Origin of the sequence: Nocardioides sp. NPDC006303 (genome assembly GCF_040613175.1) — a bacterium.
Classification (GTDB): domain Bacteria; phylum Actinomycetota; class Actinomycetes; order Propionibacteriales; family Nocardioidaceae; genus Nocardioides.
In genome coordinates this window covers 23206-45893 of the sequence record NZ_JBEXRR010000017.1, presented here as the reverse complement: position 1 = coordinate 45893, position 22688 = coordinate 23206, and the positions used below count along the sequence as shown (strand labels likewise).

At 70.0% G+C, this 22688-nt stretch carries 20 protein-coding genes; 6 read left to right on the top strand and 14 right to left on the bottom strand.

Going from position 1 to position 22688, the window contains the following annotated elements; translation table 11 throughout:
• Positions 1 to 9: 9 nt before the first annotated feature.
• Positions 10 to 996: a mycothiol conjugate amidase Mca gene (mca, locus tag ABZY89_RS14935; RefSeq protein ID WP_355228324.1), complete on the bottom strand. Its 987-nt coding sequence runs from the start codon at positions 994 to 996 to the stop codon at positions 10 to 12.
• A gap of 196 nt (positions 997 to 1192) precedes the next feature.
• On the opposite strand from mca, the gene ABZY89_RS14930 reads away from it, so the two are divergent.
• Positions 1193 to 1576, top strand: a complete 384-nt coding sequence (locus tag ABZY89_RS14930; RefSeq protein WP_355228322.1) for a DUF4307 domain-containing protein — start codon at positions 1193 to 1195, stop codon at positions 1574 to 1576.
• An 82-nt stretch (positions 1577 to 1658) separates the two neighbouring features.
• On the opposite strand, the gene greA is transcribed toward ABZY89_RS14930, so the two are convergent.
• The 5 genes from greA to ABZY89_RS14905 all read right to left on the bottom strand — a co-directional run bounded on the left by greA (position 1659) and on the right by ABZY89_RS14905 (position 7601).
• Positions 1659 to 2168 (bottom strand): transcription elongation factor GreA, encoded by a 510-nt coding sequence (gene greA / locus ABZY89_RS14925; protein WP_355228320.1) that lies wholly within the window; start codon positions 2166 to 2168, stop codon positions 1659 to 1661.
• A 216-nt stretch (positions 2169 to 2384) separates the two neighbouring features.
• Positions 2385 to 3608: a threonine ammonia-lyase gene (gene ilvA / locus ABZY89_RS14920; protein ID WP_355228439.1), complete on the bottom strand. Its 1224-nt coding sequence runs from the start codon at positions 3606 to 3608 to the stop codon at positions 2385 to 2387.
• Position 3609: 1 nt separating this feature from the next.
• Positions 3610 to 5043, bottom strand: coding sequence for an AI-2E family transporter (locus ABZY89_RS14915; RefSeq protein ID WP_355228319.1), 1434 nt, complete (start codon positions 5041 to 5043; stop codon positions 3610 to 3612).
• Positions 5044 to 5053: 10 nt separating this feature from the next.
• Positions 5054 to 6445 (bottom strand): glutamate mutase L, encoded by a 1392-nt coding sequence (locus ABZY89_RS14910; RefSeq protein ID WP_355228317.1) that lies wholly within the window; start codon positions 6443 to 6445, stop codon positions 5054 to 5056.
• Positions 6432 to 7601, bottom strand: coding sequence for a cystathionine gamma-synthase (locus tag ABZY89_RS14905; protein ID WP_355228315.1), 1170 nt, complete (start codon positions 7599 to 7601; stop codon positions 6432 to 6434). The genes ABZY89_RS14910 and ABZY89_RS14905 overlap by 14 nt, the downstream gene beginning before the upstream one ends.
• 104 nt (positions 7602 to 7705) lie before the next feature.
• Between ABZY89_RS14905 and msrA the strand changes: the two genes are divergently transcribed.
• Positions 7706 to 8359: a peptide-methionine (S)-S-oxide reductase MsrA gene (gene msrA / locus ABZY89_RS14900; protein ID WP_355228313.1), complete on the top strand. Its 654-nt coding sequence runs from the start codon at positions 7706 to 7708 to the stop codon at positions 8357 to 8359.
• A gap of 2 nt (positions 8360 to 8361) precedes the next feature.
• Here the strand turns inward: msrA and ABZY89_RS14895 are convergent, their stop codons facing one another.
• A complete protein-coding gene (locus ABZY89_RS14895) occupies positions 8362 to 8853 on the bottom strand; it encodes an N-acetyltransferase (protein ID WP_355228311.1) in 492 nt (163 codons plus the stop codon).
• On the bottom strand, positions 8853 to 9392 hold the full coding sequence (locus ABZY89_RS14890) for a DinB family protein (RefSeq protein ID WP_355228309.1): 540 nt from the start codon (positions 9390 to 9392) through the stop codon (positions 8853 to 8855). The genes ABZY89_RS14895 and ABZY89_RS14890 overlap by 1 nt, the downstream gene beginning before the upstream one ends.
• 76 nt (positions 9393 to 9468) lie before the next feature.
• On the opposite strand from ABZY89_RS14890, the gene ABZY89_RS14885 reads away from it, so the two are divergent.
• The gene (locus ABZY89_RS14885) at positions 9469 to 10584 is read left to right on the top strand and encodes a diacylglycerol kinase (RefSeq protein WP_355228307.1); all 1116 of its coding nucleotides are present in this window, start codon (positions 9469 to 9471) and stop codon (positions 10582 to 10584) included.
• Positions 10585 to 10742: 158 nt separating this feature from the next.
• The gene (locus tag ABZY89_RS14880) at positions 10743 to 11546 is read left to right on the top strand and encodes an SDR family oxidoreductase (RefSeq protein ID WP_355228305.1); all 804 of its coding nucleotides are present in this window, start codon (positions 10743 to 10745) and stop codon (positions 11544 to 11546) included.
• Positions 11547 to 11557: 11 nt separating this feature from the next.
• Here ABZY89_RS14880 and ABZY89_RS14875 read toward each other — a convergent pair whose 3' ends face one another.
• From ABZY89_RS14875 to ABZY89_RS14850, 6 genes are all read right to left on the bottom strand, one after another.
• Positions 11558 to 12541: a GNAT family N-acetyltransferase gene (locus ABZY89_RS14875; protein ID WP_355228304.1), complete on the bottom strand. Its 984-nt coding sequence runs from the start codon at positions 12539 to 12541 to the stop codon at positions 11558 to 11560.
• 46 nt (positions 12542 to 12587) lie between these two features.
• Complete coding sequence (locus tag ABZY89_RS14870; RefSeq protein WP_355228302.1) at positions 12588 to 13211, bottom strand: YigZ family protein; 624 nt, start codon at positions 13209 to 13211, stop codon at positions 12588 to 12590.
• 4 nt (positions 13212 to 13215) lie between these two features.
• A complete protein-coding gene (locus ABZY89_RS14865; RefSeq protein ID WP_355228300.1) occupies positions 13216 to 13995 on the bottom strand; it encodes a TSUP family transporter in 780 nt (259 codons plus the stop codon).
• Between the two features lie 43 nt (positions 13996 to 14038).
• Positions 14039 to 16054 (bottom strand): VWA domain-containing protein, encoded by a 2016-nt coding sequence (locus ABZY89_RS14860; protein ID WP_355228299.1) that lies wholly within the window; start codon positions 16052 to 16054, stop codon positions 14039 to 14041.
• Positions 16055 to 16165: 111 nt separating this feature from the next.
• On the bottom strand, positions 16166 to 17569 hold the full coding sequence (locus tag ABZY89_RS14855; RefSeq protein ID WP_355228297.1) for a magnesium chelatase: 1404 nt from the start codon (positions 17567 to 17569) through the stop codon (positions 16166 to 16168).
• Positions 17566 to 20412 carry a BTAD domain-containing putative transcriptional regulator gene (locus ABZY89_RS14850; protein WP_355228295.1) on the bottom strand — a complete coding sequence of 949 codons (2847 nt, stop codon included), beginning with the start codon at positions 20410 to 20412 and terminating at the stop codon, positions 17566 to 17568. The genes ABZY89_RS14855 and ABZY89_RS14850 overlap by 4 nt, the downstream gene beginning before the upstream one ends.
• A gap of 114 nt (positions 20413 to 20526) precedes the next feature.
• Here ABZY89_RS14850 and ABZY89_RS14845 point away from each other — a divergent pair, with 114 nt between their 5' ends.
• Both ABZY89_RS14845 and ABZY89_RS14840 read left to right on the top strand, forming a co-directional pair.
• Entirely contained in the window at positions 20527 to 20952 is a 426-nt protein-coding gene (locus tag ABZY89_RS14845) for a YchJ family metal-binding protein (protein WP_355228294.1), read from the top strand.
• Between the two features lie 96 nt (positions 20953 to 21048).
• On the top strand, positions 21049 to 22686 hold the full coding sequence (locus ABZY89_RS14840) for a histidine kinase (RefSeq protein ID WP_355228292.1): 1638 nt from the start codon (positions 21049 to 21051) through the stop codon (positions 22684 to 22686).
• Positions 22687 to 22688 lie beyond the last annotated feature (2 nt).

Below are 22688 nucleotides of genomic sequence, written 5' to 3'. Positions count from 1 at the left end.
GAGGAAAGCTCAGGCGGTGACGACCTTGCCGAAGCTGATGTCGCGTCCGACTGCGGCCTTGCCCTCGTCGTCGGCGGTGGAGACCTCGAGACCGGCGAAGAGATCGGTCTCCTCGCGCTTCTCCGCCTCGGGCACCGGCACGTAGGAGGTCACCAGCTCGTAGTCCTCGGTCGGCCAGGCCTCCTTCTCGATCTCCCGGGGCACCGCGAACCAGGGGCCGTCGGGGTCGATCTGGGTGGCGTGCGCGAGCAGGGCCTGGTCACGTACGCCGAAGAACTCGGCGCACTCGACCTTCGTGGTGACCCGCTCGTCCCAGCCCGGATCCGGCTTCCACTCCTCGAGGCGCTCCTCGTACGGCGAGGCCAGGCCATGACGCTTGATCGCCTCGTGCAGGGCGATCATGCGGGGGTAGTTGAAGGTGTGGCTGTAGTAGAGCTTCAGCGGCTGCCACGGCTCACCCGCATCCGGGAACAGGTCAGGGTCGCCCGCCGCCCGGAACGCCTCCACCGAGACCCGGTGGCACATGATGTGGTCCGGGTGGGGGTAGCCACCGTTCTCGTCGTACGTCGTGACCACATGCGGCCGGAAGGAGCGGATGATCTCGACGAGCCGGCGCGTGCTCACCTCGAGCGGCGTCCGGCCGAAGCAGCCCTCGGGGAGCAGCGACCAGTCCTTGGCCCCCATCTCCTTGACCAACATGAACTCCTCGACCCAACCGGAGTCGACGAAGCCGAGCCAGTCCTGCTTGATGCCGAGGATGTCGCGGGCGCGGTGCATCTCCTCGCGGCGGATCTCGTGGATGTTCTCCAGGATCCCGGGGCGCTCCATCTTCGGGTTGAGGATGTCGCCCCGCTCGCCGCCCGTACACGTCGCGACATGGACGTCGACCCCTTCGGCGACGTACTTCGCGGTGATCCCCGCGCCCTTGCTCGACTCGTCGTCGGGGTGCGCGTGCACGTGCATCAGGCGGAACGCCTGCTGGAGCTGCTCTGGCATGGGTTCAATCCTAACCACGCTCCGTCTCACCAATCGGTTACCCGCTCCCACTCCGCGGACAACTTTGGTGGTAGGCGTCCGGGGACGGATGTGCGGTCTCCTTCGGCGAGGTGGGACCATGTTTCCCGTGAGCACGCCGTCATCTGCCGAAAGCGGATCCCGAAGCCGTGAGTCTGCTGAAGCGGAGCCCGAAGCCATGAACTCTGAAGAATCCCGCATCGCGGCCCGCTACGGCCGCGGCCCGCGCCGTCGGCCGGGCGTACTCATGGTCGGGCTGGTCCTCGCCCTAGTCGCCGTCGTCGGCTGGTTCGGCTGGGCGCTGTGGATGGCCCTTCACCCTGAGGTCTCCTCCGGGCTGGAGAAGTGGGAGGCGGTCAGCGAGAACGAGGTCGAGGTGACCTTCGTCGTACGTCTCCACGACAAGGACGCCAAGCCGGTCTGCTCCGTCGAGGCCGAGGACGACCAGGAGGAGAAGGTCGGCCACCTCGAGTTCACCGCCACCGAGGGGCGCCAGACGATCACCATCCCGACCGAGCGCCGCGCGCTGCGGGTCGAGTGGGGTGAGTGCACGGTCGACTGACCGTACTTCTCAGGCAATCCCTGCACTTCTCTGGCGTTGCATTGCCAGAGAAGTGCAGGGATCACCGGTTAACCGGGTATTCCTACCCGGTGAAAACCTCAGTCTTCAGGATCTCGACCTTGAGCGGCCCGCGAGGACCCTCGTAGGTCACGGTGTCACCGACGCTGGCACCGATGAGGGCAGCGCCGATGGGCGAGGCGGCAGAGGAGATCTCGACGCCGCCCGCGTAGTCCTTCATCTCGATCGAGGCGATGAGGCGGGTCTCGGCCTCGTCGTCGTCATCGCCCTCGAACTTGAACGTGACCAGCTTTCCGACCGAGACGACACCGTCGTCCTCGGGGACGGTGGTGTCGGCCTTGCGCAGCAATGCCTCGAGCTGCTGGATCTGACCCTCGAGCTTGCCCTGCTCCTCGCGAGCGGCGTGGTAGCCGCCATTCTCCTTGAGGTCACCTTCGTCGCGGGCAGAGCTGATCTCGGCAAGGATCTCCTGGCGTCGGGGGCCCTTCAGGTCTTCCAACTCGGCGGTGAGCTTGTCGAATGCACCCTTGCTGAGCCAGATAGTGGCAGCCGTGGTCTCGGTCGACTGAGTCATAGCGAGTTACTCCTGATGGGTAGTGAATAGGTAAGGGGCGCCGGTCAACCCCCATCAACCGGCGCCTTTTCTCCCTGCTTTGCGGGCATGGTTTCACCCAGCCGAACGTTCCGCGGGAGATTGTCAGAAGGTTCAGTTTAACAAGGCAACCACACCCGAAGACAGTTCGCGACCGAAACGTCGCGCAATCTGACCTCGGGACCGTTCCCCGGAACGTCAGGCGTGGCCTTGGTACGTGGTCGCCGGATATCCCTTGCTGCGCAGCTGTTCGAGCACTCGCTCGGCGTGGGTCTGACCTCGGGTCTCCAGTTGGAGCTGCACCCCGACCTCGGCGAGCCGCAGTCCGGGGTTCGTACGCGAGTGCACAACCTCCATGACGTTGGCTCCGGTGTCGCCGATCACCGACAGCAAGGTGGCCAGCGCCCCGGGCTGGTCGGGGATCGTCACCGCGACCGGCAGGTAGCGCCCGGCCAGCGTCATGCCGTGCTGGATCACCTTGCCGAGCAGGAGCGGGTCGATGTTGCCGCCGGAGAGCACCACCACTACGGGGCCCTCGAAGGCCTCGGGCGCGTCCATCAGAGCGGCCACACCGACCGCGCCGGCGGGCTCGACGACCAGCTTGGCCCGCTCGGCGAGCGCCAGCAGCGCGCTCGAGATCGCCTCCTCCGAGACTGTACGGATCTCGTCGACGTAGGTCTGGATCATCGGGAAGTTGGTCTCTCCCGGCAGGCCGACCGCGATGCCGTCGGCCATCGTCGGCATCTTGTCGAGCCGGATCGGACGGCCCTCGCGCAGCGAGACCGGGTAGGCGGCGGCCGTCTCGGCCTGCACGCCGACCACCTTCACGTCGGGGTGCTTCGCCTTGATCGCGAGCGCCGCACCGGCGAGCAGGCCGCCACCGCCGAGCGGGATGACGACCGTCTTCACGTCCGGTGCCTGCTCGAGGATCTCGAGCCCGATCGTCCCTTGGCCCGCGACGACGTCGGGGTGGTCGAACGGGTGGATCATCACGGCACCGGTGCGCTCGGCGAAGGCCATCGCGGCCTCGAGGCACTGGTCGACGTACTGCCCCTCGAAGATCACCTCCGCGCCGTACGCCCGGGTGGCCTTCTCCTTCGGGATCGGCGCGCCTTCGGGCATGAAGACGGTGGACGGGATGCCGAGGGTGGTCGCCGCCAGCGCGACGCCCTGGGCGTGGTTGCCCGCGCTCGCGGCCACCACCCCGTTCTTGCGCTGCTCCTCGGTCAGCCGGGCGATGCGTACGAAGGCCCCGCGGGCCTTGAAGGAGCCCGTACGCTGCAGGTTCTCGCACTTGAGGATGACCGTGTCGCCGATCATGTCGGTGAGCCAGCGGGCTCCCTGGACAGGCGTCTCGGTGATGTGGTCGCGCAGCAGCTCGCGGGCCTCGAGGATGTCGTCGTACGTCGGCTGACCATGCATCTCAGGCACTGCCTGCTCCTGGGCTCGGCGGGGGTGGGGAGGTCGGCCCGTTGGCCGGCAACGGAGGCGGAGGCGACGTCGGCGCCTGAGCCGGGGCCGTGGCGGTCAGGTGGTTGGCCACCGCGTTGAGGGCCGCCACCAGCGGCACGGCCACGAGCGCACCCGCCACGCCACCGAGCACGATGCCGGTCGCGACCGCCAGGATGACGCCGAGCGGGTGGACCCGGACCCAGCGGCCGAGCAGGAACGGCTGCAGGCCGTGGGCCTCGAGCTGCTGGACCAGGATCACGCCGCCGAGCATCAGCAGTGCCGTCACCGGTCCCTGGGAGACCAGCGCGACGAGCACGGCGACCGCGCCCGCGACGGTGGCACCGATCAGGGGCACGAACGAGCTCAGGAAGACGAGCACGCCGATCGCCGCGACGAACGGGACCTGCAGGGCTGTGGCGATGATCATGATGCCGACCGCGTCGACCGCGGCCACGATGACCGTCGCCCGGGTGAACTGGGTCAGCGACACCCAGGCGACCCGGCCGGAGCTGTCCATCCGGCTGCGGGCGGCCCGCGGCGCGAGGCGGACCAGCCAGCCCCAGATCCGCTCGCCCTCGGCGCAGAAGAAGTAGGTGGAGAAGAGCACGATGAACAGGCCGGCGAAGACGTCGAGGGCGACCCCGCCGACCTCGCTGACCCGGGAGAATGGGTTGGAGGCGTACGACGCCGCCCACTCCTCCAGGGTGTTCTGCACCGTGTTGAGCCAGGTGTCGATCTGGGTCTCGCTCGCGTTGAACGGCCCGTTGATCAGCCAGTCGCGGATCTCGTCGAGCGCCTTGACGGTCTGCCCGGCCAGGTCGTTGAAGCCGTTGGCGACCTGCGTGCCGGCGAAGCTCAGCATGGCGATGACCGCCACGAGCACGCCGATCACCACGAAGAGCGCCGAGATGCTCCGCTTCAGCCCTATCCGGGCCAGGCCGTTGACGATCGGGGAGACGAGCGCGGCGATCAGCAGCGCGATGACCACCGGGACCACGACGATGCTGAGGTAGCCGAGTGCGCGGACGATGAGGTATCCGGCGGCAACGATGACCAGGAACCGCCAGGCCCACTGCGCGGAGAGCTCGACGCCATAGGGGACGTAGGTGCGGCTGACGGCCTTGGGCGGCGTCACCGGCTCGGGGGCGGCCAGCTGCTCCTGGCGCTCCTCGCGCAGGCGCTCGAACTGGTTGACGAGGCGCAGCGCGAAGTTCTCGGCCGACTCACGGGCCTCCGCGGCGGCCTCCTTGGCAACCTCGGCGGACTCGCGCGCGTCGGCTTCCTCCTGGGCGAAGCGATGTGCCTCGCGCGTCTCTCGGCTGCGTCTGAACGCGCCCTTCATCCGCTCGAGGCCATCCTTGGCGGTCCGCTTCTCGCCCCCGGGAACATCCCCCTGATCTGTCACCTGACAGAGGCTACCGGGAGGGTGTGAGGTGGGTCGCAAGGTGCCGGGCCGTCGCGGGGCGCGACCTCGCAAGCAGGCCCACCGCGGCGAGCACGTAGTCGCTGTCGACCGCCCGCAGTGGTCGCTCCGGGAGCTGCCATCCGCCGCGCGCCGACCAGCGCATCACCCGCTCCTCGATGCCCCGGCGACCGTGCCGGAGAACGCCGCCGGAGCCGATCACCACGCCGACCCGGCGCAGGTCGGTGCCGGTGCGCTCGATGACCTTGCCGCTCGGGGACAGGACGACCCGGGAGCGTCCCGCGTGCCGCTGCAGGGCCGTGGAGATCGCGATCCTCGCCAGAAGCTCGTCGATGTCCTTGTCCTGCTCGGTGCGCGGCAGCCAGCCGGGGTGGTTGCGCCGATGCTCGACCTCGCCGGAGAGATCCGACTCGGCGAGGCTCGGGTCGGAGTGGTCGGCCGCCGCGAGGGTCGTGGTCGCCGACCAGCGCATGCCCAGATCGCCCTCGACAGTGCGGGTCACAGGGGTGACGGCGACGACCTCCTCGCGTACGTGCTCCGCCTCGGGGTCGGGACGGACCACGCTGTGCACGTCGGTCGTGGCGCCGCCGACGTCGACGACGACCACGTCCTCGCCGAGCACCTCGGCCAGCGTCTCGACTCCCTGGAGAACGACATCGGGCGTCGCCCCCTGGACGATCCGCCGGAAGTCGGCCCGGCTGCTGAGGTTCTTGCCGCCGATCACGTGCTCGAGGAACATCTCCCGGACCGCCGCGCGGGCGCTCTCGGGGGCCAGCACGCCGATCTTGGGAACGACGTTGTCGGCGACAATGACGTCGAGGCCCACCTTGGTGTTTGCCATATACCCGGCGGCCTGATCAACAACCGCGTTGTTGCCGGCAACTACCACCGGGCCGTGCCACACGCCGGCGCGTGTTGCCGCTGCCAGTTCCTCCGCGCCCTGGAGCAACGCCTCCCCGTTGCCTCCATCCGTTCCTCCCGTGAGCAGCACAAGGTCCGGCTTTGTCGTGTCGAGTGTGCGGCGAAGTGCGGTTCTGGCGTCAGGTGAGGCCATCGAGACGACCGCGACGACCTTGCCGCCGCTGGACAGCGCCACACGCCGCCCGGCCTCGGCGGTCACCAGCTCCTCGTTGCCGACCACGGCGATCCGGAGACCACCGCCGGCCGACGAGCAGGCGAGGATCTCGGCGTCGGCCGCCCGGGAGTCCTTCTCGGTGAGAGCGGCCAGGCAGGCGTCGTACGCCTCCATCACCTCGTGCAGCGACGTCGGTGCGCTCGCGGTGCCGAGGATCTCGCCGGAGACGAGGTCGACGTGGAGCGCCTTGGTCCAAGTGGAGCCGAAGTCGACGCAGACAGCGGTCTGGGGCGCTTCAGCTCTGGTCAAGGGCCTGCTCGAGGTCCGCGACGAGGTCCTCGGCGTACTCGATCCCGACGGAGAGCCGCACCAGGTCGGCCGGCACCTCGAGGTCGGTGCCCGCGACCGACGCGTGCGTCATCCGCCCCGGGTGCTCGATCAGGCTCTCGACACCGCCGAGCGACTCGCCCAGCGTGAAGATCTTGGTGCGCTCGCACACCGCGAGCGCAGCGGCCTCGCCGCCCTCGACGCGGAAGGAGATCATGCCGCCGAACCGCTTCATCTGCTTCTGGGCGGTCGTGTGGCCGGGATGCGTCTCCAGGCCCGGGTAGATGACCTCGCCGACCTTCGGGTGCGAGGTCAAGAAGTCGGCGACGCGCTCGGCGTTGTCGCAGTGTCGGTCCATGCGTACGGCCAGGGTCTTGAGGCCGCGAAGCGTCAGCCAGGCACCGAACGGGTCGGCGATCGCACCGGCGGCGTTCTGGAGGTAGCCGATCTTCTCGGCGAGCCCGAGGTCGCGGACGACCACGGCGCCGCCGACGACGTCGGAGTGGCCACCGACGTACTTCGTCGTGGAGTGAACCACGACGTCGGCGCCCAGGGTGAGCGGCTGCTGCAGGTAGGGGCTGGCGAAGGTGTTGTCGACGACCAGCAGTGCACCGGACTCGTGGGCGACCGAGGCCAGGGCCGAGATGTCGGCGATGTTGAGCAGCGGGTTGGTCGGCGTCTCGACCCAGACGACCTTGGTCTTGCCCGGCTGGATCGCGGCCGCGACCGCGTCTACGTCGGCGACCTGAGCCGGCGTGTGCGCGATCCCCCACTGGCTCTCGACCTTGTCGATCAGCCGGTGGGTGCCGCCGTAGGCGTCGTCGGGGATGACCATGTGGTCACCGGGACGCATCAGACTGCGGATCAGGGTGTCCTCGGCGGCCAGACCGGAGGCGAAGGCGAACCCCTTCTCGCCCTCCTCGACCGCCGCCAGCGCACCCTCGAGCGCGGTGCGGGTCGGGTTGGCGGAGCGGCTGTACTCATAGCCGTTGCGCAGGCCACCGACGCCGTCCTGCTTGTAGGTCGTGGTGGCGTAGATCGGCGGGATCACCGCACCCGTCGTCGGGTCGGGCTCGTAGCCCGCGTGGATCGCCTTGGTCTCGAAACCGGCCTTGCCGAGGTGCTGCTGCTCGCTCACACCGCGAGCCTACGTCCGATCCCACCTCGCGGCCCATCCGGGAACGTTCGCACGTCGAACTGTGTTGGAGACTGATAGTAACCCTGACTTTCTGGAGGTCACTCATGTTCGGTCGACCACGACAGCTCTTCCCCGAGGACCGCACCCTCGCCGGGCGCGACCAGGCCCTCTTCGACCTGCCCGCCAAGCACCGCGTCCTGGGGACCCCGCTGCTCGCCTCCGCCGAGGACGGCACCGCGCCGGAAGGGGCTGAGGTGGCGTACTTCGGTCTCGGCTGTTTCTGGGGCGCCGAGGAGATCTTCTGGCAGACACCGGGGGTCTACTCGACCGCCGTCGGGTACCAGGGCGGCACCACGGCCAACCCGACCTACGAGGAGGTCTGCAGCGGCCAGACCAACCACACCGAGGCGGTCCGGGTCGTCTTCGACCCCACCGTGGTCTCCTACGCGGACCTCGTGAAGAAGTTCTTCGAGGTGCACGACCCGACGCAGGGGATGCGGCAGGGCAACGACGTCGGGACCCAGTACCGCTCGGCGCTCTACTACGTCTCCGACGCGCAGCGGGAGACCGCTGAGGAGCTGACGAAGGTCTACGGCGACGAGATCGCCCGGCGGGGCTACGGCGAGATCACCACCGAGATCCGCGAGGTCCCGACCTTCTACGCCGCCGAGCCTGCGCACCAGCAGTACCTGGACCGCGTTCCCAACGGCTACCGCTGCCACGCCAACACGGGCATCGCCTTCCCCGCGACCGCCTGAGGTCAGGCCAGCGGCAGATACATCACATGGAGGCCGACCCGGCCGTGCGACGTCGAGTCGAACGCGTCCGGGACGGTCCCGATGATCTGGAACCCAAGGGACTTCCACAGGCGTACGGCGGTGGTGTTGGTCTCCACGACCGCGTTGAACTGAATGCCGTGGAAGCCCTGCTCGCGGTGCCAGCTCACGCAGTAGTCGCCGAGGGCGCGGCCGACGCCCTTGCCGCGGGCGTTCGGCGAGACCATGAACGAGGCGGTGCCGATGTGGCCGCCGCGGCCCGGGCGGTTGGGGCCCATCTTGGCGCTGCCGAGGATGTGCTCGTCCTTGGCGTCGCCCTCGACCGCGACGACCACGTGGTCGTACATCCACAGGTCCTTGGCCTCCTCGGAGGACAGGCCTTCGGGGTAGGCGTAGGTCTCCCCCGCCGCCACGATCTCTGACCAGAACGGGTAGATCTGCGGCCAGTCCTCGGCCGTCGCTTCGCGGATCTGCATCAGAGGTCAACCTTTCCGTCGATGGCCTCGCGCATGAGGTCGGCGTGGCCGCAGTGGCGGGCGTACTCCTCGATCATGTGGACCAGGATCCAGCGCAGGCTGATCGACTGGCCGTCGCGGGTCGTGCCGGCCGCGATCTGGTCGAGGGAGCCAGCCGCGTCGGTGAGCTCGTTGGAGCGAGCGATCGCGTCGCGGAGCAGGGTGCACAGCGCCTCGGGATCATCCTCGGAGGCGCTGGTGAACTCCCAGTCCTTGTCGTCGTCCCAGGGAGCCGTGTCGAACGGCGGGACCGGGCTGTTGCCCGCCAGGCGTACGCCGAACCAGATGTCTTCCACGTACGCCATGTGCTTGAGGAGTCCGGCCAGCGTCATGGCGGTGGGCGGGAAGGGACGGTTGAGCTGCTCGTGGTCGAGGCCCGCGACCTGCCTGAGCAGGGTCGCCCGGTGGAAGTCGAGGAACGTGCGCAGGGTCGTGGACTCGTCCGCGACATAGGGGGCACCGGTCGGATGGCGGGTGTCCTCGAAGAGTGCCTCGGTCATGGGCGCCAACGTAGCGGCGGCGAGTTTCCTCGGCGAATCACTTTCGCGAAACTGAAACGCGTTCTAGATTTGGGCCATGCCCCACGCGCCCCGAGGTCCACAGAGTCCCGAGAAGCCGCTCAGAGTCGTCGTCTGGTCCACCGGGACGGTAGGTCGTCATGCGATCGCGGGAGTCGATGCCCATCCCGACCTGGAGCTGGTCGGGGTCTGGACCTCGACCCCGGCGAAGGCGGGTCAGGACGCCGGGGAGCTGGCCGGGCTCGGACGTACGCTCGGGGTGGCGGCGACCACGTCGCGCGACGAGCTGCTCGCGCTCGCCCCGGACTGCGTCGTCCACGCGGCGATGACCGACGACCGGGTCTTCGAGGCGATCGAGGACCTGACCGGGCTGATCCGGGACGGGGTCAACGTCGTCTCCTCCGGGCCGGTGATCCTGGTGCACCCGCAGGGGACGCTGCCGGACGAGATGATCTCGGGCATCGACGAGGCAGGCCGCGAGGGCCGTGCGTCGCTGCACGTCAACGGCATCGACCCGGGCTTCGCCAACGACGTCCTGCCGCTCGCGGTGACGTCGCTGTCCCAGCGGATCGACCACCTCCGGGTCAGCGAGATCGCCGACTACTCGACGTACTTCCAGCCGGTCGTGATGAAGGATCTCTTCGGCTTCGGGGGCTCGCTGGAGGACAAGCCGTTCCTGTGGGAGCCGGGCGTGCTGAGCACCGCCTGGGGCCCCGTCGTCCGGGTCCTCGCCGCCGGTCTCGGGGTGACCCTCGACGAGCCGCTCGTCGAGCATGTCGAGCGCCGTCCGGCGGTCAAGGACACCAAGACTGTGTCGGTGGACATCGCGGAGGGCACCCAGGGCTCCGTACGCTTCACCGTCACCGGCAGCGTCGACGGAGTCCCCCGCATCACTCTCGAGCACGTCACCCGGACCGACGCGGAGTCCGACCCCGATTGGCCCACCCCGGCGAACGGCGATGGCTGCTACCGCATCGAGATCACCGGCGAGCCGTCGATGACCGTCGAGTTCAGCCACCACGGCGAGCACGGCGACCACAACGTCTCCGGGATGATCGTCACCGCCCAGCGCCTGGTCAACGCCATCCCCGCCGTCGTCGCCGCCGAACCCGGCCTGGTGAGCCCCCTCGACCTCCCCCTGATCACCGGCCGCGGCCTCGTAGCCGCCGAGTAGGCAGTTGTGGGCGCCGAAACCGCACCTTTGGCGGCCGAGATCGCAGAAGTGGCGAGCGAATCTGCAGTTCTGGCGAGCGCCAGAACTACCAACTCGTACGCCACAACTACAGATTCGGCCACCACTTCTACCTTCTCGACGAGACTTCAGGAGACACGATGAGCATTCTCGAACGATTCAGGCTGACCGACCATGTGGCTGTCGTGACGGGAGCGGGGCGTGGGATCGGGGCGGCCACCGCGGTGGCGCTGGCCGAGGCCGGGGCGGACGTGGTGATCGCCTCGCGCACCGAGAAGCAGCTTCGGGAGGTCGCCGAGAAGGTCGAGGCTGCCGGTCGGCGGGCGCTGGTGGTGCCGGCGGACCTGGCCGACACGGACGCGACGGCGGGGCTGGCGGCGACGGCGTACGAGGAGTTCGGGCGTCTCGACATCGTGGTCAACAACGTGGGCGGGACGATCCCGAACACGTTCCTCGACACCGACGAGGGCTACCTCGAGGAGGCCTTCCACTTCAATGTGACCACGGCGCACGCGCTGACGCGGGCGGCGGTGCCGTACCTGGTGAAGAGCCCGGACGGACAGCAGTCGGTGGTGTCGATCAGCTCGATGATGGGACGCACCGCGGGACGCGGCTATCTGGCCTACGGCACCGCGAAGGCCGCGCTGGCGCACTGGACGCGGCTGGCCGCGACAGACCTGGCACCGCGGATCCGGGTCAACGGCATCTTCGTCGGCTCGGTGCGTACCAGTGCCCTCGAGTTCGTGGCGGGCGATGACACCATGCGCGGCGAGATCGAGTCGAAGACCCCGCTCGGACGGATCGGGGAGGCGGAGGACATCGCCGCCGCGGTGGTCTATCTGACCTCCCGGGCCGGGCAGTTCGTCACCGGGAAGATGCTCGAGGTCGACGGCGGCACCGAGGCGCCGACGCTCGACCTCAAGCTCCCCGACGTCGGCGCCTGATCCTCACACGGCTAGACCGTGACGTCCTTGTGCCAGGACTCGGTGACGTAGTCGGTCACCCAGCCCATCGACTTGTAGAGCCCGTCTGCCCCGGTGGGGCTGTCGGCGTCGACCTCGAGCGAGACCCGGTCACGGCCGCGCTCGATGGCGTCGCCGATGACGGCGTAGAGCAGCCCCTTCGCCACCCCGCGGCCGCGGGCGTTGCGGTTGACCCCGATGTACTCGACGTACGTCCCCTCGACCCCGGCCGCATTCGCGGGCAGCACCGAGGCGACCAGCGAGCCCGCAGGCAGCGTGTCGTCCACATACGCGAGCCACCAGTGGTCCCAGCGGTGACCCGGGTCCTCACGGAGGCGCTGTACGAACTCCGGGAAGCTCTCCCGGTAGGAGTTGAAGTGGTCCTGGAAGGACTCCTCCAGGGTCTGGTGGACCGTCTGCAGGTCGGCCGCGACGGGCATGCCGTTCTCGTGGGTCTCGACCGGGCGGATCGTCACCCCTTCGCGGAGCGGGGGCACCTTCTCGTCGGGCAGCACCGGCCGGCTCATGTGCAGCCAGGTGCGCTTGTTGGTGAACTCCGCCGCGGCCAGCCACTCCCGCTGCACGGTGTCGTCGGCGAACGGGCTGGCGTCGAGGTGGGACTCGGTGATGCCGCGCAGCGCGGCCATCGAACGTGCCTGGTCCTCGAGCCAGGCGTAGAGCCCGGCCGCGACCTCGGCGGCTTGGGCGATGGTGCGGTCGACGTAGAGGTAGACGAGCGTGCGGCCTGCGGCGCGGTCGTGGGCGATGGCCCAGGCGCGGATGTCGCCGGCGGGGTCGACCGCGACGAGCTGCTGGCGGGTCCAGGAAGCGGGGCCGGCGATCTCGCCGGTGATGGCGTCGGCATCGACCTTTCCGGAGCCCTCGAACGGCGTCTTGTCGACCGCCCGCAGCCTCAGCAGGGCGGGCAGGTCGTCGAGGTCTGGGACCTTCGCCGTCCATCCGGCAGGGAGTTCCACGGGCGTCTCGCTATGGTCGCTCACCCGTCCATTCTCCCAAAGCGAGTCAGCGGTCGACCCAGCGGTCCGTGCCTGGGACCAGCGACGATGCTCCGGCGGTCAGCTCGGCGAGCAACGATTCCAGTCGGTTCTCGTCCTCCGGAGGAGCTCCGATCCGCAGGGTCACGGCGGTCCCATAGGCAGTGTCGAGGACGGTCACACCGGCAGATCGCAGGTCGGTCTCGAGGCGGCCGGCGGCATCGTACGGAACCTCGATCCGGTACTCCCGGACCAGCTCTCGCCGTAGCGTGCCGACCTCGTCGAGCGCGGTGCGGACGGCGTCGGAGTAGGCCCGGACGAGGCCACCCGCGCCGAGCAGGGTTCCGCCGAACCAGCGAGTCACGACGGCGACCGTGTCGGAGACGCCGGCGCCGCGGAGCACCTCGAGCATCGGCGCCCCGGCGGTGCCGGCCGGCTCGCCGTCGTCGTTCGAGCGCTCGACCGGCTGCGGCGGCGGGCCGATCCTGAAGGCGGAGCAGGTGTGGCGGGCGTCCCAGTGCTGCTTGCGCAGCCGCTCGACCACCGCCCGCGCGTCGGCCTCGTCCTCGACCCGGACGAGCGTGCACAGGAACCGGGACCGCTTCTCCTCGATCTCGGCGGCGCCGTCGCGGCCGATGGTCAGGTAGTGCACGGTCTCACCAGATCCCCAGCACGCTGCCGCCGAGACGGATGATGAACCCGGCGACCACGACGATGAAGAAGACGCGTACGAACCCGGCGCCCTTCGCCACCGCCGTCCGCGCTCCGAGGTAACCGCCGATCAGGTTGCAGACACCCATCACCAGGCCGGTCTTCCACAGCACCGCGCCCTGCGGGATGAAGACCACCAGGGCGGCGAGGTTGGTGGCGACGTTGGCCATCTTCGCCTTCGCGCTCGCCTCCAGGAAGGAGTAGCCCAGGAGGCCGACGAGCCCGATCACCAGGAAGCTGCCGGTCCCGGGGCCCAGCGCACCGTCGTAGAAGCCGACCGCGAACCCGACCGCCATCGCGCCGATCAGGTGCCGGTGACCGTCGTACCTCAACTCGGTCGCCTCGCCCAGGGACGGCTTGAAGAGCACCCACGCGCCGACCAGGATCAGCGCGATCAGGACGATGGGCTCGAAGACGCTCTCCGGGAGATAGGAGGCGACGCCCGCGCCCAGCGCGGACCCGGCGAACGCGAGGATCATGAGCGGGATGAACGTCTTCGGGTCCGGGCCCACCCGCCGGTAATAGGTCGCCGCACTGATCGAGGTGCCGAAGATCGAGGCCAGCTTGTTGGTCGCCAGGATCTGCACCGGCGCGGCGCCGGGAAGGAAGAGCAGCAGCGCCGGGAGCTGGATCAGCCCGCCACCGCCGACCACCGCGTCCACGTAGCCGGCGGCCAGGGCCGCGATCGCGAGAAGGGCAAGTACGTTCAGCGTCTCCTCGGGCACGAGCGCAGATTACGCGGCCGGATGCTCACCGAGTTAACTCGGTTCAGCCGGCCCACCAGCCGCGGCCGCCGAAGGCGTCGGGGTAGCCACCGTAGGAGTTAGACGTACGCCGCGCGGTCCTGTCCCCGAGATAGGACCCGACCACGGCCGCGCCGAGGTCGTCCAGCTCGGGCGCGACGACGCGGCCCTCGACGCGGCGGGCCATGGAGTCGATGAAGCGGGCCAGACCGGGATCGTCGCCGAGGCGGAAGAACGTCGTCTGGGCGCCGAGGCGGCGGGAATTCTCCAGCTCCTCGACGGACCGGGCGATCGTCACCGGGTGCGGCGGGTAGGAGAACCAGACGTCACCGCCCGCCTCCAGATGGGCGGTGGGCTCGCCGTCGGTCACGATCAGGAGCACCGGCTGGGCGCCGGGGTGCTTGCGGAAGTGCCGGTTGGCGAGCAGCAGCGCGTGGTGCAGGTTGGTGCCCTTGTCCCAGATCGCGTCGAGCGCAGTCAGCTTCTCGATCTCCATCGTCTGGGCATAGCGACCGAACGAGATCAGCTGCAGGTCGTCGTTGCGGAAACGGCTCTTGATCAGGGTGTGCAGGGCCAGCGCGGTGCGCTTCATCGGCACCCAACGGCCGTCCATCGCCATCGAGAAGCTGGTGTCGACCAGAAGGGCGACCGCTGCCTGCGTACGGGCCTCCGTCTCCTGCACCTCGATGTCGTCGACACTCAGCCGCACACCCGGGCCGCGTCGGCCCTCGCCGACCTCCCGGATGACGGCGTTCGTGATCGTGCGAGGTACGTCCCAGGGCTCGGTGTCGCCGAAGGCCCAGGGCCTCGAGGAGCCGGAGAGGTCGCCCGCCGCACCGGCGCGCTGGAGGTCGCGCTCGCCCTGGCGACCGGAGAGCCGCTGCGCGACGTCGCGGAGCAGGGCCTTGCCGAGCTGGCGCATCGCCTTCGGGGTCAGCCGGAGGTCACCGTCGGAGCCGCGCTCGAGCTGGCCGGAGTCGCGCAGCGCCTGCTCGAGCTCCTGCAGGGTGCGCGCGTCGACCGCGGCCTCGTCACCGAGCTGACGGGAGAGGGCGTCGAGGTCGATGTCGTCGAGCCGCGAGCCGGCGTAGGACTGCTGGAGCTGCTCGGAGAGCTGGTCGAGCTCGGCGATGTCCTGCAGTACGCCGGTGCCGTCACCGAGGCCCAGTCCCTCGCCGCCGCCGAACTCCTCGGAGCCGTACCAGTCCTCGCCGGGCCGCGCTGCCTGCAGGTTGGCGTCGAGCTGTGCCATCTGCTCCATCAGCGCGGGCGACCCGAAGGCCTGCTGGGAGAGCTCCATCAGCTCGCGTCGCTGCTCGGCCGACATCGAGTTGAGCATCCGCTGCGCGGCCGCCGAGCGCTGCGCGAGGGTGTCGAGCAGCTCGTCGATGTTCTGCGGGTTCTCCGGGAAGTACTGGCCGTGCTTGGTCATGAACTCGTCGAAGTCCTCGGGGGTGTCCTCCCCGCGGTTGTGCTTGTCGAGGAGCTCGTTGAGATCGCGCAGCATCTCCGCGATCGCCTCACGGTCCTCGTCCGTGGCCCCTTCGAGCGCCTGCTTCATCCCGGCGAACCGCTGGTCGAGGAGCTCACGGCCGAGCAGGTCCTTGATCTCCTCGTAGGCCTCGCGGGCCTCGCGCGAGGTCCAGTCGTACGAGGCGAGCTCGCTGACCGCGGCGGCGGTGTTCGGCGAGAGGTTGTCGATCTGCATCTCCCGGAACGCGCGGTCGCCGTCGTCCATGGTGACGTCGCGCGCCAGCTGCTTGCGCTCCTCCAGGACCGCCTTGTCGAGCAGCTCACGCACCTGCTCGAGCGTGCCGTCGAGGTTGTGCCGCTGCAGCAGCTCACGGCGCCTCTCCGCGACCTGCCGGGCGATGTCGTCGAGCCCGCGCTGGTCCTGTCCCCCACGCCGCAGGAACTCCCGCATCGCCCGCTCGGGCGAGTAGCCGGACATCACGTCCTCACCGATCGCGTCGAGCGCCTCGGCGATGTCGACCGGTGGCGCGAGCGGGTCACCCCCGGCGTACTTCTTGTAGCGGCTCATGGTCGGTGCTCCTTCACGCATGTAACACGCTGTTCGTAGGTCTATCCGGTCGTTCTGATAGGGCGAGTAGTCCTACGAACGACGTGTTACCCCCTGCCGATGCCTCCCGGCTCAGCCATAGATCGTTTCCCCATCAGCCGTGTCCTTGCCGATCTTTCTCGCTAGGAACAGGCCCTCGAGGGCCAGCTCGATGGCGCTGGCCAGCTGGCCGTCGTTCTTGGGGCCGCCGGTGGACTCGTAGACGCGGTCGCCGATCTGGTCGTAGAGGTCGGACTCGCCCAGGACGGGGAGGCCGGCCAGGAAGTCGGCGGCAGCGACCTTGGTGCCGGTGGTGACCATGCGGCCGTCCTCGATGGCGTCGATGAGCAGCGCGAAGTCGAGGCCGCGGAAGGACTTGCGGACGGTCTCGGCGATGGCCGTACGCAGCAGGTGGGTGAGGATCTCGGCCTCGCGGCCCTCCTCGCCGGACTCGAACTCGATCTTGCCGGAGAGCACCTCGACGGCCGTCTCCAGGTCGACGATGCGGGCGACCGCGTCGGCCTCGCCCTGGACGGTGGCGCGGTGCAGGGCCGCGGCCGCGACGGTCTCCGCGCCCGCGATCGAGAAGCGGGCGGAGACGCCGGAGCGCTGGTCGACCGCGGAGGAGCTGCGCAGGTGACGGGTGAAGACGGCGAGGATCTCGAGGAGGTGGTCGGGTACGTCGGCGACCAGGGCGGCCTCCTGCCGGATGACCGCCATCTCCGCGGCGAGCTCGCGCGGGTAGTGGGTGCGGATCTCGGCGCCGAAGCGGTCCTTCAGCGGCGTGATGATCCGGCCGCGGTTGGTGTAGTCCTCCGGGTTCGCGGAGGCGACCACGAGAAGGTCGAGCGGCAGCCGCAGCACGTAGCCGCGGATCTGGATGTCGCGCTCCTCCATCACGTTGAGCATGGCGACCTGGATCCGCTCGGCGAGGTCGGGCAGCTCGTTGATCGCGACGATGCCGCGGTGGGAGCGCGGGATCAGGCCGAAGTGGATCGTCTCCGGGTCGCCCAGCGAGCGTCCCTCGGCGACCTTCATCGGGTCGACGTCGCCGATCAGGTCGGCCACGGAGGTGTCGGGGGTGGCCAGCTTCTCCGAGTAACGCTCGGAGCGGTGCTTCCACGCGATCGGCAGCGCCTCGCCGGCCGTCGCCGCCAACCGCTGGGACCCCACGCTGACGGGCTCATAGGGGTGCTCGCCGAGCTCGGATCCCTCGATGACCGGGGTCCACTCGTCGAGCAACCCCACCAACGTACGCAGCAGCCTGGTCTTTCCCTGACCACGCTCGCCCAGCAGGACGACGTCGTGTCCGGCGATCAGGGCACGCTCGAGCTGCGGGATGACGGTGTCCTCCAGGCCGTGCAGCCCCGGCCAGGGGTCCTCTCCGGCTGCCAGCTTCGCCAGCAGGTTGTCGCGGATCTCCTCGCGGAGCGACTTGAACACATGGCCACTCGCGCGAAGCTGGCCGAGGGTGCTGATCGTGGGTGCGGCAGTCACGGACGCAACGCTACGCCGCCGCCCAACCCCTGGGCGGCCTCGGCGTCGACGTCCCGATCCGCGGATGCGGAGGACCCGACGCTGGCGAGGAGCTCCTCGACCCGCTCCCGGGTCAGCGCGGTGCGGTCGAGCTCTCCCACCTCGTCCAGGATCGCGACGACCTCGTGGAGCGTCGCCCGGGCCTGCGCGACACGCTCGGTCTCGCGCTCGACCACGGCCCGGCGTACGAGGACGTTGGCCTCACCCCACCGGTTGCGCTCCTCGAGGCGGTGGGCCAGCTCCAGCCGCAGATGGGTCTCGGCCTCGGCGTAGCGCCGCAGGCCGATCAGGGCATCGACCAAGGTCATCCGTGGCGAGGCGGAGGAGTCGACGTCGACCGACGCGTAGCCGATCTCCTCCTCGACCAGCCGCACGGCGTCCTCGTAGCGCTCCATCCGGACGTAGACCTCGGCCAGCCCGATCAGGCTGGCGCGGGCACGGTCGTCCATCCCGGCCGAATCCGCGACGGCGTACGCCTCCTCGAGGACCGAGACGGCCTCGTCGAGGGAGCCGGTCATGCTGAGCGCCTGGCCGCAGTTGGACAGCGCCATCTCCAGGCCGGCCGCGATCCCGGCCTCGCGGAAGACCTCGGCGGCGCCACGGAACTCCGAGATCGCCCGGGTCAGGTCGCCGACCCGCGCCCGGCTGATCCCGAACTGGTTGCGGATGTAGGCCGCGTCGACGTGCTGACCGGCGCGGAGGGCGGCGTCGAGGCCGAGCTCCTGAAGGGGAATGGTCTCGGCGGGTGGGTGCCGCATCGAGAGGCTGAACATCTTGTTGACCAGCTGGTACGCAGGGCCCAGCAGCCCCGCGCGCACGGCGAGACGTACGGCGCTGCCCATGGTCAGCCACTCCCGGTCGCCCCAGGCGCGGGCCTGCGGCGAGGTGGCGAAGCTCAGCGGCGTCACCCCGTCGACCACGGGGTCGAGGCTCATCAGCCGGAAGGACCGGCCGTCGGCCTCAGAGGCCGCGACGAGGGAGTGGGTGTACCAGCTCACCAGCCGCAGCAGCGCCTCGCCGGACTCCTTCTCGGAGCCCATCTCCAGGGCGTAGTCGCGGATCAGGTCGTGGAGCACGAAGCGTCCGGGGCGGTGCTCGCGGACGAGGTTGGCGTCGACCAGCTTGTCGACCAGGCGCCGGGCGGCGGCGATGTCGACGGCGAAGAGCGCCGCCATCGCGGGCATCCCGATCTCATGACCCGGGCGGAGGCCGAGGAGGCGGAAGGCACGCCGCGACTCCTCGTCGAGGGAGTCGTAGGACCAGGAGAAGACCGCGCGCAGGTCGGAGATGGGGTCGAGCGGTGCCTCCAGCGCCGCCAGCCGGCTGGTCTCGCCATCGAGCTCGGCGACCAGGTCGGTCAGCGGGAGGTCGGGGTAGCGGCTGCAGCGCTCGGCCGCGACGGCGAGCGCCAGCGGAAGGTGTCCACATCGATCCGCCAGGGCGCGGATGTCCGCCTCGTCGGCCGTCCGGTCGATGAGCCGCTGCCTCAGGAAGGCCGCCGACTCCGCCGGTGCGAGCGTGTCCAGCGCAAGCCGGCGGGCGCCCTCGCGGGTCGCCAGACCACGCAGCTGGCTCCGGCTGGTCACCAGCACCAGCGAGTCACCACCCGGCAGCAGGGGCCGCACCTGGGTGGAGTCGCGAGCGTTGTCGAGCACGAGGAGCATGCGCCGCTGCGCGAGGGTCGTACGCAGCAGGGCCGATGCCGCGTCCACCTCGGCCGGCACCGAGGCGGCGTCGACGCCGAGCCCGATCAGCAGGGTCGTGAGCGCCTGGGCGTGCGAGAGTGGCTCTCCCGGCCCGAAGCCGCGCAGGTCGATGAAGAGCTGACCGTCGGGGAAGTGCTCGGTCCGGGCGCGGGCCCAGTGCACCGCGAACGCGGTCTTGCCCACCGCCCCGATGCCGTGCACGGCCACCACGCTCGGCCAGCCGGCGTCGTGGGAGATGGTCACCGCATCGAGCAGCCGGAGCTCGGCCTCACGCCCGGAGAAGCTGGGGATGTCGGCCGGGAGCTGCCTCGGAACCATGTCCTCCTCCGAGACGCGCTGCGCGGGCACGGTCGCCTGACCCTGGGAGACCTCCGGGGCCGGCGAGGAGCCGGTCAGCAGCCGGGTGAACGTGGAACGCAGCTCCGCGCCGGGGTCGGCGCCGAGCTCGTCGGCCAGCCGCGCCCGGACCTCCTCATAGGACTCCAACGCCTCGGCCGTACGCCCCGCCGCGTCCAGCGCGTCCAGGAGCACCACCCACAGGGACTCCCGCAGGGGATGGTCGCCCACCACCCGGCGCACGTCGGCGACCGCCTTCGCAGCCCGGCCGGCGGCGATGTCGAGCTCGGCGCGATGCTCCAGCGCGGCCAGGTAGCGGTCGACCAGCCACGGCCGGGTGCGCTCGGCCAGCGAGTCCCCGGAAGGCTCGTCGAACGGCTCGGCACGCCACAGCGCGATGGCCTCCTCGAGCCGGTCGTAGGCCTCCGGGCCCTCGGCCGCGTCGAGCAGGTCGATGAAGGCCAGCGCGTCCACCGAGGAGCGCGGCAGGTCGAGGATGTAGCCGCCGGCGGCGCGGCGTACGACCTCCTTGCCGAGCACCCGACGCAGCCGCCCGATGTAGGTGTGCAGGCTGCCGCGCGGGTTGTCGGGGAGCTCCTCGCCCCAGATCCGGTCGGCGAGCAGGTCGGCGGAGACCGGGGTGCCGGCCTCCAGGGCCAGCAACGACAGCAACGTGCGCGGACGTCGTCCCGGGACCTCCACGGGCTCGCCTGCGCGCGTGACGATCAGGGGGCCCAGCAGACAGATGTTCACATCCGTCACCGATGCACCCCCGCCGTCCCGAGCCGCTTGCGCCTGAGAGCCACCCCCACACAATAGACGGGGCGCTTAGGGCCTACGACGAGAATGCGCCCTTTCCAGTACACAATGGGGCGCATGTCTCCCTTCGGCCGCACCGCCACCGGATCGCCCCTGACCGAGGAGTGCCCGTGCGGCAGCGGGCGGCGCTATGCGATGTGCTGCCACCGGCTGCACCGTGGCGGCGCCCTGGCCGAGACTCCCGAGGAGCTGATGCGCAGCCGCTACGCGGCGTACGCCCTCGGGGACTGGGACTACATCTTCCGCACCTGGCATCCGGGGACCCGCCCCGACGACCTGGGCGTGGCCGCACCCGACTCACGGCTGACGTGGACGGGGCTGCAGATCGAGGGCTCCGGGCTCGATGACGACACCCACGGCTGGGTGGCGTTCCGGGCGTCCTACCAGGCACCGTCGGGCGACGGGGTGCTCGCCGAGCACAGCCGGTTCGAGGTGCGTGCCGGACGGTGGCTCTACGTCGATGGCGAGATCGCGAGTCAGTGACCAAACGCAAGCATTCGCGTGAGTTTGAGGCAGACAGTGGAGAAACTGTTGCCGATATGTGGACGCGACAGGGTCCGGCACGACAGACTCTGACAAGTGACCACTGACGCGACCGAGGACCTGACCGGTCTCGAGCCATCGGCGCGCTCGCTCTTGGACGCGGTCATCGCGATGTCGAGCGAGCTCGACCTGAGCGCCATGCTGGAGAGGATCACCCGCTCCGCCTGTGAGCTGACCGGGGCGAGCTACGGCGCCCTCGGCGTCCTCGGCCTCGACGGCGAGCTGCAGAACCTCATCACCTACGGCCACCAGCAGGAGCCGACGCTGCAGGTCGTGGGCAAGAGCCGCGGCCGCCGGGCTCGGGTCGACGTCGAGGACGACGGCGAGCCGGCATCGACGACCCGGCCCAGGGGGATCACCGCTCCCGAGCCTCTCCTGCTCGTCACCCCACGCACCTCTGAAGGCGGCGGCAACCACGCGCTGCGTACGGGCGACCCAGGCAAGCGCAAGTTCATCGAGGTGCCGCTGCGCATCGACAACCGCGACTTCGGCCACCTGCTCCTGTCCGAGAAGGTCGGCGGTGCCGAGTTCACCAGCCACGACGAGCAGCTCGTCGTCGCCCTCGCCCGCGCCGCCGGCGCCCAGATCGACAAGGTGCGCGAGCTCGAGCTCAGCGAGCAGCGCCGCAGGTGGCTCGAGGCGAGCGCCGAGCTCAGCCGCGCCCTGACCCCGCCGCTGGACCACCTGGTCGCGCTCGAGCGGATGTGCGAGACCGCGCTGCCGCTGATGCGGGCGATCGGGGTCGGTGCCGGCACCCGCATCGAGCACGGTCTCGTCTCCGGTGTCGCTGCCGCGCCCGGTCATGAGGAACGGGTCCGCGCGGTCACCGAGAAGGTCCCGCTCCTGATCGACCGTCGCATCGTCGAGCCGCTCGACCTCGAGGTCGACGGACTCTACGTCGTGGTCGCTCCGGTGCGCTCCTCGCTCGCCGGCCGAGGCGCGCTGCTGGCGATCTACGACAACGCCGGCGCCGCCCACGACGAGCACGAGCGCGAGCTGTTCTTCGGCTTCGCCGGCCAAGCCGCCCTCGCCCTGGACCGCCTCCGCGCGGTCGAGGACCGGGCCGACCTCGCCGTCATCACCGACCGTGACCGGATCGCCCGCGACCTGCACGACGTGGTCATCCAGCGCCTCTTCGCGATCGGTCTCCAGCTCGAGACCCTGGGTCGCAACCCGCAGCGGGTCGAGGACCTGCCCAAGCGGCTCTCGGAGCAGGTCGACGCGTTGGACCAGACCATCAAGGACGTACGCGGCTCCATCTTCGACCTCAGCAACCACGACGCCTCCTCGCTGCGCGCGCAGGTGCGCGAGGTCGTCCGGGAGTACGCGGGCGTCATGGACTTCACGCCGGAGATCAAGATCACCGGGCCGGTCGACACCGCGGTGCCCGACTCGGTCCGCAACCACCTGCTGCCGGTGCTGCGCGAGGCGGTCTCCAACCTCGCCCGGCACGCCCAGGCCCACAGCGCCCAGATCGAGCTGACCCTTCAGGACGACGAGATCAAGCTGGTCGTACGCGACGACGGCGGCGGCGTCCCCGAGGAGGCCGAGGAGAGCGGGCTGAAGAACGCCCGCTGTCGCGCGGTCCAGCTCGGTGGCCAGCTCGAGATCGGCCCGCGCTCCCCCAGCGGCACCGAGCTCGTCTGGCAGGTGCCGTTGGGCGCTGGGGTCTGATC